This window comes from Paenibacillus sp. F024, assembly GCF_057814255.1.
The window spans coordinates 160,416-174,390 of sequence record NZ_JBVASZ010000006.1 but is presented as its reverse complement, the minus strand read 5'-3'; the positions used below and the strand labels follow the sequence as shown (position 1 = coordinate 174,390).

General features: G+C 51.0%; 12 protein-coding genes. 3 read left to right on the top strand and 9 right to left on the bottom strand.

Going from position 1 to position 13,975, the window contains the following annotated elements; translation table 11 throughout:
• Positions 1 to 5 precede the first annotated feature (5 nt).
• The 3 genes from glgD to glgB are packed head-to-tail and all read right to left on the bottom strand — an operon-like array spanning position 6 to position 4,226.
• The gene (gene glgD, locus ACZYR9_RS09285) at positions 6 to 1,106 is read right to left on the bottom strand and encodes a glucose-1-phosphate adenylyltransferase subunit GlgD (RefSeq protein WP_488978221.1); all 1,101 of its coding nucleotides are present in this window, start codon (positions 1,104 to 1,106) and stop codon (positions 6 to 8) included.
• Positions 1,107 to 1,120: 14 nt separating this feature from the next.
• Positions 1,121 to 2,287: a glucose-1-phosphate adenylyltransferase gene (locus ACZYR9_RS09280; protein WP_488978191.1), complete on the bottom strand. Its 1,167-nt coding sequence runs from the start codon at positions 2,285 to 2,287 to the stop codon at positions 1,121 to 1,123.
• Positions 2,280 to 4,226 carry a 1,4-alpha-glucan branching protein GlgB gene (gene glgB, locus ACZYR9_RS09275; protein WP_488978190.1) on the bottom strand — a complete coding sequence of 649 codons (1,947 nt, stop codon included), beginning with the start codon at positions 4,224 to 4,226 and terminating at the stop codon, positions 2,280 to 2,282. The genes ACZYR9_RS09280 and glgB overlap by 8 nt, the downstream gene beginning before the upstream one ends.
• A 349-nt stretch (positions 4,227 to 4,575) precedes the next feature.
• On the opposite strand from glgB, the gene ACZYR9_RS09270 reads away from it, so the two are divergent.
• Positions 4,576 to 5,439, top strand: coding sequence for a class I SAM-dependent methyltransferase (locus ACZYR9_RS09270; RefSeq protein ID WP_488978189.1), 864 nt, complete (start codon positions 4,576 to 4,578; stop codon positions 5,437 to 5,439).
• A 3-nt stretch (positions 5,440 to 5,442) separates the two neighbouring features.
• On the top strand, positions 5,443 to 6,132 hold the full coding sequence (locus ACZYR9_RS09265) for an RluA family pseudouridine synthase (RefSeq protein ID WP_488978188.1): 690 nt from the start codon (positions 5,443 to 5,445) through the stop codon (positions 6,130 to 6,132).
• A gap of 256 nt (positions 6,133 to 6,388) precedes the next feature.
• Here the strand turns inward: ACZYR9_RS09265 and ACZYR9_RS09260 are convergent, their stop codons facing one another.
• Positions 6,389 to 6,472, bottom strand: coding sequence for a putative holin-like toxin (locus ACZYR9_RS09260; protein WP_488978220.1), 84 nt, complete (start codon positions 6,470 to 6,472; stop codon positions 6,389 to 6,391).
• Positions 6,473 to 6,624: 152 nt separating this feature from the next.
• Positions 6,625 to 7,044 carry a MarR family winged helix-turn-helix transcriptional regulator gene (locus ACZYR9_RS09255; protein ID WP_488978187.1) on the bottom strand — a complete coding sequence of 140 codons (420 nt, stop codon included), beginning with the start codon at positions 7,042 to 7,044 and terminating at the stop codon, positions 6,625 to 6,627.
• A gap of 193 nt (positions 7,045 to 7,237) precedes the next feature.
• Here ACZYR9_RS09255 and ACZYR9_RS09250 point away from each other — a divergent pair, with 193 nt between their 5' ends.
• Positions 7,238 to 7,405 (top strand): hypothetical protein, encoded by a 168-nt coding sequence (locus ACZYR9_RS09250; protein ID WP_488978186.1) that lies wholly within the window; start codon positions 7,238 to 7,240, stop codon positions 7,403 to 7,405.
• A gap of 4 nt (positions 7,406 to 7,409) precedes the next feature.
• Here ACZYR9_RS09250 and gyrA read toward each other — a convergent pair whose 3' ends face one another.
• The 4 genes from gyrA to ACZYR9_RS09230 form a co-directional block, all read right to left on the bottom strand.
• Positions 7,410 to 9,845 carry a DNA gyrase subunit A gene (gyrA, locus tag ACZYR9_RS09245; protein WP_488978185.1) on the bottom strand — a complete coding sequence of 812 codons (2,436 nt, stop codon included), beginning with the start codon at positions 9,843 to 9,845 and terminating at the stop codon, positions 7,410 to 7,412.
• 98 nt (positions 9,846 to 9,943) lie between these two features.
• Positions 9,944 to 11,914, bottom strand: a complete 1,971-nt coding sequence (gene parE, locus ACZYR9_RS09240; RefSeq protein WP_488978184.1) for a DNA topoisomerase IV subunit B — start codon at positions 11,912 to 11,914, stop codon at positions 9,944 to 9,946.
• Positions 11,915 to 11,976: 62 nt separating this feature from the next.
• A complete protein-coding gene (locus tag ACZYR9_RS09235) occupies positions 11,977 to 12,969 on the bottom strand; it encodes an ABC transporter permease (RefSeq protein WP_488978183.1) in 993 nt (330 codons plus the stop codon).
• Entirely contained in the window at positions 12,962 to 13,966 is a 1,005-nt protein-coding gene (locus ACZYR9_RS09230) for an ABC transporter ATP-binding protein (RefSeq protein ID WP_488978182.1), read from the bottom strand. The genes ACZYR9_RS09235 and ACZYR9_RS09230 overlap by 8 nt, the downstream gene beginning before the upstream one ends.
• Positions 13,967 to 13,975: the final 9 nt, after the last annotated feature.

Genomic DNA, 13,975 nt, shown 5'->3' with positions numbered 1-13,975 from the left:
ATATGTTATATAACCTTGGTTTTGGAAGCGATAAACGGTGCTTGCTTATCACCCGTAAGCACACGGCCTCTGCTGATAAACACATCTTTGTCCAGAATGGCATTCTCGATGATAACATTTTCTTCAATTTCGCAGTTTTGCAGGATGATACTGTTCTTTACATAAGCGCCTTTACGGATTTTGACTCCGCGGAATAAAATGCTGTTCTCCACTTTGCCCTCAATGATGCTGCCGTTGGCAATGAGCGAATTTCGGGCATGAGCGTTCTCGGTATATCTGGCAGGCGGTTCGTCTTTCACCTTCGTATAGATCAGATTTTTCTGGAAAAACAGCTCACGCCAAACCTTAGGATTCAGCAGCATCATGCTGTGTTTATAATAGCTTTGGATGGTATTTACAATGCCAGTATGCCCCTCGTGCAAATAGCCGCAAACCCTCAGCTTGTCGATATTTTTCATGATGCCGTCACGTACAAGGTGATCGTAGCCTTGAGCAAGGCAGGATTCAACCATGTCAAGCAGCAGTTCTTTACTCATCACATACATCTCCATCGAGATGTTATCCGTGCGAAGACGTCCCGAATGATCCTCGATCACCGTCACTTGCCCGTCATCCCTGACGGCCAAACGGCGATGCTTGGCAAACTCGTCGCCAGCCGTTTTGGTATAAACAACCGTGACGTCGGCGTTATTCTCCAGATGTGAATTCAGCACGGCATTATAGTCAATGTTACATACGATATGACTCCGCGATATTACCACATATTCCTCCCGTCCGCGGTAAAAGTAATCGCGATGACTGTAAAACTGGAACAAATCGCCCCGTGACATTCCGGTGGTTTCATGAAGCACGGCCGGTAAAATAAACAATCCGCCGCGCTTACGGTCCAAATCCCATTCCTTGCCCGAACCCAGATGGTCCATCAATGAACGGTATTTATGCTGAGTGAATACAGCGACATTCTCAATCCCCGAGTTCACCATATTCGATAAGGTAAAATCAACCAACCGGTATCTTGAACCAAACGGCACCGATGCAACGCAGCGGGAATAGGTCAACTCCTCCAACTCGTCCGGCTCGTTCACCAGATTCACAACGCCCATCATTCGTTTCATGCCAATCACCCTCTCACTGAAGAAGTAGTCATGCTGATGCGCTCGTTACTGCCGATCAGAATAATGTCCTGATCGCCTTCCTCTTCCGGTTGCCCGATCACGCAGCCGTCCTCCACTACCGTTCCTTCACCAATAATGGATTTATAAATCTTGACGTGATTGCCGATTTTGACGTTTGGCATAATAACCGAGTCCTTGATCAAGCTGCCTTCGCCAATCTCCACGCCATAGAAAAGCACCGAATGGTCCACTTCTCCGAAAACGCAGCAGCCCTCGTTCACCAGCGATCGCCTGACTTGTGCCGTCGGCGCTACATACTGCCCGGGCTGAAGCGGATTAACCGAGTAAATGCGCCACTCCCTGTCGTTCAGATTGAATTCGGGCGCATTCTTAAGCAAATCCATGTTCGCTTCCCATAAACTCTGGATGGTACCGACATCTTTCCAATACCCCGTAAAAGGGTAAGCCATCATTCTCACATTATCGCGCAGCATAGAAGGGATGACATCTTTGCCGAAATCCTTGCTCGACTCGGGATCGGCCTCATCCTTGATTAAGTACTCCTTTAATACCTGCCAATTGAATATGTAAATGCCCATTGAAGCGAGATTGCTCTTCGGCTCCTTCGGCTTTTCGGCGAATTCGGTAATCCTTTGCTCCTCATCCGCGCTCATAATGCCGAAGCGGCTGGCTTCCTCCCATTTGACTTCAATGACGGCAATGGTCGCATCCGCGTCCTGACGCTTGTGGAAATCCAGCATCAAATCATAGTCCATCTTGTAGATGTGATCTCCCGAAATAACCAGAACATACTCGGGATCGTACTGCTCGATAAATGAAATGTTGCGGTAAATGGCGTTCGCAGTGCCTTTGTACCAATCTCCTCCGCTTTGCTCCATATAAGGAGGGAGCACCGTAACCCCGCCGTTCTTACGGTCGAGATCCCACGGCGTGCCGATGCCGATATAGGTATTTAACACAAGCGGCTGGTACTGCGTCAGCACTCCGACGGTATCGATGCCCGAATTCGTACAGTTGCTCAATGTGAAGTCGATAATCCGGTATTTTCCCCCGAAATGTACCGCCGGCTTGGCCAGCTTATTCGTCAACAATCCGAGACGTCTTCCTTCGCCACCTGCCAGAAGCATGGCTACACACTCTTTTTTACGCATCGGCTCTGCCCCTTCCTCGTTTGGCTTTCGAACGCTTCCGCTTGATTTTGACCGGTTTGAATATCACCGTAGCCAGCGGCGGCAAACATACATGCAGACTATCCGGGTGGTTATGCCAAGCGATTTCTTCAGTTTTCAGCTTGCCGGAGTTGAGCTTACCGGAGCCGCCGTATTCGCCTGCATCGCTGTTGAACAATTCCACGTACTCGCCGGCATAAGGAACGCCGATCCGGTAATTTTCATGATAGACCGGGGTAAAATTACTCACAATGACAAGCACATCCTCAGGGCTGCGGGACATTCGCATAAACGTAGTTACACTCTGATTTTGATCGTGCGGATCGATCCAAGCGAACCCTTCAGGCTGGTGATCCAGCTCCCATAAGGCCGCTTCACGCAAATACAGATGATTGAGATCACGCACATAGCGGTGCATACTAAGATGGCTGTCATAGCCGAGCATCTCCCAATCCAGGTCTTCCAAATCCTTCCATTCATCAAACTGACCAAACTCACCTCCCATAAAAAGTAGTTTTTTTCCCGGGTGAGATATCATATAGGCGTACAGCAGCCGCAAATTAGCGAACTTTTGCCAGTAATCGCCCGGCATTTTGTTCAGGAGGGATTTTTTGCCGTGCACCACTTCGTCATGTGAGAGCGGCAGCACATAGTTTTCGGAGAATGTGTACATAAAGCTGAACGTCAGCAATTGATGGCTGCCGCCCCTAAAGTACGGATCCGTCTCCATGTACTTGAGCATATCGTTCATCCAGCCCATGTTCCATTTATAGTTAAACCCCAGCCCGCCCTCATGAACAGGAGCCGTTACGAGAGGCCAGGAGGTGGAGTCCTCGGCCATCATCAGCACATGCGGATCATAGCCAAAGACGGTATGATTTAATTTTTTTATAAATTCGATCGCTTCGGGGTTCTCGTCCCCCCCATGGGCATTCTTCACCCACATTTCGCGGGGTTTACCGAAATTAAGATACAGCAGGCTCGCCACAGCATCCACCCGCAGACCGTCAATGTGATACTTATCCAACCAGAACAAGGCGTTCGAGATCAGAAAACTGACCACTTCCGGCTTGGAGAAATCAAAGCTGAGCGTTCCCCATTCCGGTTTTTCGGCGCGTACAGGGTCGTTGTATTCGTAAAGCGGTTCTCCATCGAAGCGGCGAAGCCCATGATCATCCTTTACGAAGTGTCCCGGCACCCAGTCCATGATCACCCCGAGTCCCGCTTGGTGGCAGCGATCTACAAAGTACATGAAATCCTTCGGCGTGCCGAATCGGCTCGTCACCGAGTAATAGCCAGTCGCCTGATACCCCCAGGAACGGTCATAGGGATGCTCAGCCAGAGGCAGAAGCTCGATGTGAGTATATCCCATGTCTTTGACGTATTCGACAAGCTCCTCGGCCAGCTCGCGATACGTATAATAGCCTCCGTCCGGCTTCTTTTTCCAAGTGCCCAAGTGAACCTCATAGATGTTCATCGGACGATGATAGGCCGAAACGGTCTTTCTTTTCTCCCTCCACGCCTGATCCGCCCATTCGTATCCTTCGAGGGAAGCGATTCGGGATGCGGTTCCCGGCTTCACTTCGGAGCAGAACGCATAAGGATCTGCCTTATACAGCCTCGTGCCTTGTGGAGTAACAATTTCGTACTTGTAATATTGCCCCTCTTTGGCAGCAGGCACAAACAAGGACCAAACGCCCCAGAGGCTGATTTTTTGCATGATATGCTTGGAGCCGTTCCAATGATTAAAATCCCCGACGACTCTCACTTCTCTGGCATTTGGCGCCCATACGGCGAAGCGCACCCCGGAAACGCCCTCTTCCATCTTCAAATGGGCACCGAGCATGCGGTAGCTCTGGAACAAATTGCCCTCATGAAATAAATACAAATCCTCCGGGCCGGGGATTAAGCTTGTCACCATTCATTCATCCCCTTCTCGATTGAATTTCTTTGTTCTATTACACAAATACTACACTTTTGAATAATTTCCTTTCCTTCTTTTGCAAATTCTGCATGAAGGCCGCGAAAGTGTTGGATTCTGTTTTCAGGTGAGATGAATCCATGGCGTTATGCTTGGGAACCCAGATTGAAGTATATTTCAACAAGCTCAAAGATATGTTTGAAGATGTGGTGAACAAAATGTGCTATCGGATAGTCCCTTTTTTGACTCGCGGATGGATTCGGCCGCCCGAATCGTGTAGAATGTGAAAAAGGATTACGGCTTTAGGCCGGTTAAGCATTAGAACATAAACAAAGGATGGTCGCTATTTATGTATGCAGCACAGGATTGGAAGGATTATGAGCTTATCGATACCGGTAACGGTGAAAAGCTCGAAAGGTGGGGCAGCATTATTCTAAGACGCCCTGACCCGCAAATTATATGGCCATTGTCCAAAGAAACCGGTGCTTGGCGGAATGCCGATGCACACTATCACCGCAGCTCCAGCGGCGGAGGAAGCTGGGATTACAAAAAAGACATTCCGGAGCGCTGGACGATTTCTTATCACGGTCTTTCCTTTCATATTAAACCGACCAGCTTCAAGCATACCGGGTTGTTCCCGGAGCAGGCGGTGAACTGGACATGGATGATGAATAAGATTCGCAATGCCGGAAGACCGATCCGCGTCTTGAATTTATTCGCCTATACCGGGGGCGCATCGGTCGCGTGCGCTTCAGCGGGAGCTGAAGTATGTCATGTGGACGCATCCAAAGGCGTTGTGCAATGGGCTAAAGATAATTTGCAGCTTTCCGGCCTCGGTCATCGTCCGGTCCGCTTCATTACCGATGATGTGTTTAAGTTCGTCCAGCGGGAACAGCGCCGCGGAAGCAAGTACGATGCCATCATTATGGACCCTCCTTCCTACGGCCGCGGCCCGAACGGAGAGACGTGGAAGCTCGAAACCAACCTGTATCCGTTTGTGGAAACGTGCATGAGCATTTTGACCGACAAGCCGTTGTTTTTCCTGATCAACTCTTATACGACAGGCATTTCGGCTACCGTGCTTCATAACATTTTGGCGTTATCGCTCGGACGTTCGTACGGGGGGACGATATCCTGCGGGGAAATCGGGCTGCCGATCACCGCCAGCAAGCTTACGCTTCCATGCGGAATTCTTGGGCGTTGGGAGGCGTAACGAATGTCCGGCGCTTCTCATCCCCTTCAGGTGCTGTACGAGGATAATCATGTCATTGTCGTCATCAAGCCGCCGAACGTGCCTACGCAGGAGGATGACTCCAGGGATCCTGATATGCTTACGCTGGTCAAAGCCGACCTGAAGGAACGTCATCAAAAGCCGGGCAATGTGTACCTCGGACTGGTCCACCGGCTTGATCGTCCGGTCGGCGGGGTCATGGTATTCGCCAAAACCTCCAAGGCAGCCTCGCGGCTTTCCGATGCCGTTCGCACCCGCTCGATTCGCAAGGTGTATACGGCGGTGGTTCACGGACATCCTAACCCGCATCAAGGTACGCTGAGACATTATCTGTTGAAGGACCCGAAGACGAACACGGTATCTGTCGTGCCGCCGACTAAACCCGGTGCCAAGGAAGCGGTTCTTGACTATCAGGTTCTAGGTCATCAAGACGGTCTTTCGCTTTTGCAGGTAGAACTGCACACCGGGCGTCCGCACCAAATTCGCGTACAATTTGCAAAGATCGGCTGTCCGCTGGTAGGAGACCAGCGGTACGGAGGCCGCCTCGCTCGGCCGGGTCAGCAAATCGCACTGTGGTCCACGCTGCTCGGCTTCGAGCATCCGGTAACCAAAGAAGCATTAAGCTTTTCTTCCCGCCCTCCCGGCGCGTACCCTTGGAACTTGTGGAATGATTAAAACGGAGGATGCGTCGGGCCTATCAACGCTGACTTACTAGTTCAACAGGCCGAACAAAATAGGCCGAACGTCTTTTCAAAGCAGTCCAAAATGTGTTAATATAATCTTACATAATACCTTTACTGAATAATCCAAGAAGGACCGAAGATGTTCGCAGCATCCACGGTCCGAAAAACAATAGATTGCCCTCAAGGGCGATCGGCACAAGGTTAAACCAAGAATGTAGACCTCCCGGCTACCAAGGCTCAAGGGAGGTCTACTTCTTTTTCAAGTAGGAAAGTAAAGCCAGGATGAACATGCCGAACATGAACATCATGGATACCGCATCCTTTACTTCCATGGCATCACCTCCTTCCAGGTCCGCTTCCGCGAACCGGTAAGCTACGAGGTTTCGCCAACCGCCCTTGAGTGCCTATTCCATTGTCTTACACATTATACCATATGGCGCTATAAATGAGAACATATTTTCGTATTTTACGAATGTAATCAGGTTTATGCATTTGCAACTTTTCCAAGTAAATAGACGAGAAGCTGCTGGTTATGAGACGAAATGCGGCTGAGATAGTTCTGCAAAAAGCGTTCCCGAATCTGTATACCGCGTTCGCATTCATCTCTTCCCTTATCCGTCACCAGCACCCATACAATCCGCCGATCCTTCTCATCACGCTCTCTGGCAATCAATCCCGCCTTTTCCATTCGGTCAAGAAGCGTTGTAACCGCTGCCGGCGTCGTCGCCAGCACATCGGTGAAATCCGATGGCTTCATCTTCTGGTGTCCGGAAAACATCAAAAGCTCCAGCACCGTAAGCTGCCCTTCCGTCAGTGTAGGGGCCAACTCCGTTTCCATATGGGTTCTCAGATCCTTTGACAATTTCCACCAGAGCTTGGCAAACTCCTGGGTTACCACAGTCATCACTCCCGCAGGGCCATTTCTTACCTAAATTATAACATTTCTGCTTGTCTTTTTAAAGGTTAATATCATAAATATTTTAGGACATAAAACGATAAAAACAGGTACCAATTGACGCCGTTCAACATATAATGCATAAAGGACGTCCGCCTATCGGCGGAGCTTGTCAATCCGTGTAAATGAGGAGTGAACAGCATTGGAAGCCTGGAAGAAGAAAATCGGGGAAACCGCCTTGCAAAAAGGGATAATCAACGACCCACAATGGCTCGAAAAGCTGGACGATTCGATGCCGGTGTGGGCCGCGTTGCAAATGATGCTGGAGCTGCTCGAAAAAATAGAGCCGAACTACACCAGCTATGATTAAAGAATTAAGTAAATTTCAGCAGAACGTTAATCGTATCGTTCTTGCCCAGTGGAATCATCTGCTTCCCGACGGATTTGCGCTCCTCGATCGGCGCTTTTTCTGTCGAGAACTCGGCTCTTTCGCCGGTGCTTAAAACCGCGGTCAGGTCGTACGGTTCTTTCACTACAAAAGCGCCGCGGATTCCTGTTCCGTTCGGCTTCACCCGCTTGCCTTCCTTGAACTCAAAGGTAAACACACCCTTACCCCCGCGCCCTTGCACAGGGTAATCGACAACGAGCGAACGCTTGGCGTATCCCAAATCGGTTACAACCAATACTTCTCCTTCATCTCCATCCAGCCACTCTGCGGAGACCACTTCGTCGTCTTCCTTCAGTTGAATTCCGCGAACGCCCGCCGCAGCGCGCCCCATCGGGTTAACCTCATCTTCCTTGAAACGGATAGCCATCCCGTTTTTGGTTACAAGCAGCAGCTCTTGGGAGCCGCTGCTCAGTTTAACATCGATGACGGCATCCTGCTCCGCCACCTTGCAGGCGACGATTCCTGTGGAACGGTTCGTGGCATATTCCTTAAGCTCCGTCCGCTTGACCTGCCCTTTTCGCGTAATAAACAAGAGCGATTTGCCCGCCTCTTCAAAGTCCTTCACAGGAAGAACGTGAACGATCCGGTCATCCTTGGAAATCGGGATGACATTCACAATGGCTGTACCGTTCTCTTTCCACTTGTATTCCGGTATTTGATGCACCGGAAGCAGGAAATACTGGCCCTTTTGCGTGAAAATCAGCAGATTCTCCAGCGTATTGACATCCAGCAGGCTGCGAAGGTAATCGCCCTCTTTCAGTCCTGTTTTGTCAATTTCCCCGCCGGAACGGATAAATGAGAGCTTGCCGGTACGTTTGATATACCCTTCGTTTGAAAGCGTTACGAATACGTCCTCGGCGGTCACCATGACTTCCAGATTGACCTTCAGCTCCTCCACTTCATCCTGAATATTGGAACGCCTATCGATTCCGTATTTATCCCGGATTTGCGAGATCTCCTGCTTAATCACGCCAAGCAGCTTTTTTTCGCTCCCGAGAATTCCCTGCAGATAAGCGATCGTTTTCTGCACATCTGCGAGTTCTTTTTCCAGCGAGTGTATTTCCAAATTCGTCAAGCGGTACAGCTGCAGTGTCAATATAGCATCCGCTTGGCGTTCGGTGAACCCGAACTTCTCTACCAGATTCTGCTGCGCGTCCTGGCGGTTCTTCGATGCTTTGATCGCGGCAATGACCTCATCAAGGATATTCAGCGCCTTAACCAAGCCTTCCAGCACATGCGCGCGGTCCAAGGCTTTTTCAAGCTCGAATTGAGAACGGTGGGTCACCACTTCCTTCTGGTGCTCAATGTAGGCCACCAGCATTTCCCTTAGCCCGAGCTGCTTTGGTGTCTTGTTTACAATCGCGACCATGTTGAAGTTGTACGTCACCTGCAAATCCGTCTTTTTCAGCAAATAGGCCAAAACGCCCTGCGCGTCTGCATCCTTCTTCAGATCGACAACAATCCTCAGACCCTCTCGGCCGCTCTCGTCGCGAACCTCCGAGATGCCTTCGATTTTTTTCTCCAGACGGATGTTCTCCATTGCCGTAACCAGTCGGGACTTGACCACTTGATAAGGAATTTCCGTAATTACGATCTGCTGGCGACCGCCGCGCAACTCTTCGATGGACGAACGCGCCCTTACATAGATGCGGCCTTTGCCGGTCCGATACGCTTCACGGATTCCCTCCGAGCCCATGATGATGCCTCCGGTAGGAAAATCAGGGCCTTTGACGACACCCATCAGCTCCTCCAGCGTTAAGGACGGTTGGTCGATCAGCGCAATGCAGGCATCAATGACCTCGCGCAGATTGTGCGTCGGAATCTCGGTTGCAAAACCGGATGAGATCCCGCTTACCCCATTGACAAGCAGGTTAGGATACCGTGAAGGAAGCACGACCGGCTCCTTCGTCGTATTATCAAAGTTATCCTTAAACTGTACCGTGCGCTTTTCAATATCTCGCAGCAGCTCCATCGCGATTTCAGATAAACGCGCTTCCGTATAGCGCATCGCCGCAGCCGGATCGTCATCCAGCGAGCCCCAGTTGCCATGTCCGTCAACCAGAACATGTCCCATTTTCCATGGCTGCGCCATGCGTACCATGCCCTCGTAAATGGAAGAATCCCCATGTGGATGGTAATTACCCATGACGTCGCCGACAGTTTTGGCCGACTTGCGGTAAGGTTTATCCGGCGTATTGCCGGCATCGTACATGGCATAGAGGATGCGCCGCTGTACCGGCTTCAGCCCATCGCGCACATCCGGAATCGCCCGGTCTTGAATAATATATTTGGAATACCTGCCGAACCGGTCGCCTACAACTTCTTCCAGAAAGGCCGGCAAAAAGTTTTCGAGTATGCTCACAGAAGGTCCCCCGTATACTCTGTTTATAATTTCTTATGATGACTATCATCCCGCTTCAGCTTTCAGTTCATGCTGATTCAAATGCGGGATGGCACTTGTTATTCTTCGAATTCCGTAAAGTCCACATTCTCGATTATCCAGCGCTTGCGCGGATCCACCTTATCCCCCATCAGCGTGGAGACGCGCCGTTCGGCTTTGGCCGCATCTTCAATCTGCACCTGCAGCAGCGTCCGCGTAGCCGGATCCATAGTCGTCTCCCAAAGCTGATCAGGGTTCATTTCTCCAAGCCCCTTATAACGCTGGAGCTCGATATTCTTGCCAAGTTCCTTGGTCAATGTCTGAAGCTGCTCATCGGTCCAGGCATACTTGACCGAGCTTGCCTTGCCCGCCTTCTTGGTCACCTTGTACAGAGGCGGCTGGGCTATGTACACTTTGCCGGCATCGATCAACGGCTTCATGTAACGATAAAAGAACGTCAGCAGCAGAACCTGAATATGGGCTCCGTCGGTATCGGCGTCGGTCATAATGATGATTTTGCCATAGTTGCTTTCGGATACATCGAATTCCGGGCCGACGCCTGCGCCGATCGCCGCAATAATGGCCTTGTACTCATCATTTTTCATAATGTCGAGAAGCTTGGCTTTCTCCGGGTTCATCGGCTTGCCTTTCAGCGGCAGGATCGCCTGATGACGCGAATCCCGTCCCTGTTTGGCCGATCCGCCCGCCGAATCCCCCTCGACAATGAACAGCTCGTTGCGGGTAAAATCCTTCGACTGTGCCGGCGTCAGCTTGCCTCCCAGATTGGAGCTCTCGCTTTTGCCTTTCTTCCCGCTGCGGATTTCCTCACGCGCCTTGCGCGCCGCTTCGCGGGCTTTAGCCGACTGAATAGCCTTCTTCATAATCAGCTGCGCAACCTGCGGATTTTCTTCCAGAAAAACGGACATTTTCTCGGAGACGACCGAATCGACGGCACTGCGCGCAGACGCACTTCCGAGCTGGTCTTTCGTTTGGCCCACGAATTCGACCTCGCCCATCTTGATGTTGATGACCGCCATCATCCCTTCGCGCAGGTCTTGTCCATCCAGATTTTTTTCCTTTTCCTTGAGCATCCCGTTTTTGCGGGCATAGTCGTTCATCACCCGTGTATATGCGGTCTTGAAGCCGGTCTCGTGCGTACCGCCGCCGCGGGTTGGAATGGAATTGACGAACGATACCAGCGTCTCGGTGTAGCCGTCGTTGTATTGAAGGGCGACCTCAACCTCAATTTCGTCCTTCTCCTGAAAAAAATGAATCACGTCGTGCAGCACCGCTTTGTCCTCGTTCAAAAATTGAACGAACTGGCTGGCGCCGCCTTCGTATTGAAATGTCTCCTGCTTGCCGGCGCGCTCATCGGTCAATGCGACCTTAAGACCCGAGTTCAAAAACGCGATTTCCTGTAAGCGCTCATAAAGCGTATCGTAATTGATTGCGATACCGCCCTGGAAAACGCGTTTGTCGGGCTTAAACGTCACCTTGGTCCCGCTTTTGCGGGTCGTACCGGTGACTTCAAGTCCGGTGACCGGTTCACCTACATGCTCTTTACCCTGCTCGTCCACCCAGTATTCAAACCGCTGACGGTGAATTTTGCCTTCGCGGTAAATTTCCACTTCGAGCCATTCGGACAGCGCGTTCGTGACGGAAGCGCCGACGCCGTGCAGACCGCCGGACTTTTTGTACCCTCCGCCTCCGAACTTGCCGCCCGCGTGAAGAATCGTAAACACCACCTGCGGTGTGGGAATGCCTGTCTTGTGCATGCCGGTCGGTATTCCGCGGCCGTTATCCTGTACCGTCACCGATTGATCCTTATGGATGATGACGTCGATTTGCGAACAATGCTTGGCCAAATGCTCGTCCACGGCATTGTCAACGATCTCCCAGACCAAGTGATGCAGACCCGATGAGCTGGTGCTGCCGATATACATCCCCGGCCTTTTACGCACCGCCACAAGTCCCTCCAGCACCTGAATATCGTCCGCACCGTAATCCTCCGGCGCTGCTCCATTTCCAAAGAAATCTAGTTGTTCCGCCATTGAAGCCTCCTACACACCATTTATCTCCATTCAGCTAACATGCATTATAACATTTGAACGGATTAGTTCAATACATCTTTTTTCGTAAATACTACAAAAGATACAAGAACGGAAACCAGTCCCCATACCGTTAAGACGGCTAAAGAAAACGGCAAATCCATGCCTTTGATGGGCGGAAGCGAACCCGCCAAATAATCGGTGAGCTCCAAATTGACCATAAAAAAATATTTGGCCGTCTCCCACGAGGATACCATGTTGCTAAGAATCGTACCTGAAATCAGCACCGCCAGCATGATGCCCATTCCTGCCGCCGTACTGCGGAAGATCACGGATACCATCAGCGTCATCAAGGCTACCGTCAGAGCGGAATACCAAACCAGCCCAAACTGCATTAAAAGATACAGCCACTGCTCGACCGGGCGGACTAAAGAGAAATCGACCTCGGTTCCCGAGAGTTGAAAGCCGAAAAAGACAGGCATGTCCCAGCCCCCGTAACCGAAGACTGCGCCGGAAATAAGATAGGCAAGCAAGCCCGTGGCAATGACGATAATAGAAGTAAACAGAATTAGGGTAATCAGCTTGCTAAGCAATATTTTCCACCGTTGAACAGGTCTGGTAAGCAGCAGCTTGATCGTTCCGGAGGTATGCTCACCAGACACCAAATCGGCGGCGATCACCATCACCATCAGCGGGATGAACAGGCCAACCGCATTTTTGACGAACTCTCTTGTAAAGGTTACCCCGTTCGGAGAAGCCGGATTCACATCTTTATCCAGATAATACTGCGCCAGCATCACCTCGACTCTGCGCCACTGCTTCCACTCCTCGGGCATCCGGTTGCTGCCGAGGCTGCGAGTATAATCAACGATTTTCTGGCGCTGCTCCGCCCGCCAGTCCGTGGTTCCAAACTGCTTTTGGTTGTTTTGGGTCACTTTCATTTGAGCGTAGGTAAACATGGGAATGATCGCAGCAAGGATCAGCAGCACGACCAGCAGTCTCTTTTTCATCACGATCTTGATGCATTCGTTTTTGACAAGCGGATACAAACTAACCAATGCGCTCTCCCTCCGTCAGCTTCAAAAATAAATCCTCCAGCGTCGGATGCTTGATCTCAATACCGTACAGCTGCACCCCGGCCTCCACCATGCGCCGCGAAACCTCCGGTATAACCTCCGGATTCAATTGCGTTATAATTTTCGGCAGGGTGATTCCTGTCCCGGATTCGCCTGCTTCCAGTTCCGCATCTTCACCCGATGAAATCACCGCTTCAGGTACGGACTGCAAAATATCAAGCGCCCGGTCCATCGGATTTACGCTCCAGACGACCGTACTGTTCGACTCATCCACCAAGGCGGATACCTCTCCGACCTTGATGACCTCTCCTTGGCTGATGATGGCCACCCGGTCGCACATTTGCTGAATTTCGCTAAGCAGGTGGCTCGATATGAAAAGGCTGAGGCCCGAATCCGCCAGACGGCGGATAAATTCGCGCAGCTCCTTGATGCCCTGGGGATCGAGTCCATTCGTTGGCTCATCGAGAATCAGCAGCTTCGGATCGTTCAACAGCGCCTGGGCAATGCCCAGCCGCTGCCTCATCCCCAGTGAATAGGTCTTCACTTTGTCATGGATACGGCGGTCCATACCCACGATGTCGACAACCTCCCGGATCCGTTTTTCGCTTATTCCGGGCAGCATGCGGGCAAAATGCTCTAAATTCTCCCAACCGCTCAAATATCCGTAAAGCTCGGGGTTTTCCACGATACAGCCGACATACTGAAGCGCCTCGTTATGCTCCTTTTGCACGTCATATCCGCAGATTCTGATCGAGCCCTCCGTAGGCCGGATCAAATCGACCAGCATGCGGATCGTCGTCGTTTTCCCTGATCCGTTCGGACCGAGAAATCCGAAGATTTCACCGGCATTTACCTCAAACGAAATGCCTTTGATAATCAAACGTTTGCCGATTTTCTTCTTCACGTTGTTCACGGATAGAACCACTTGAGCATCTCTGCCCTTGGCCTGCGCTTTTTCCAGGGTATTGACCGGTGTCATATCTCCAAC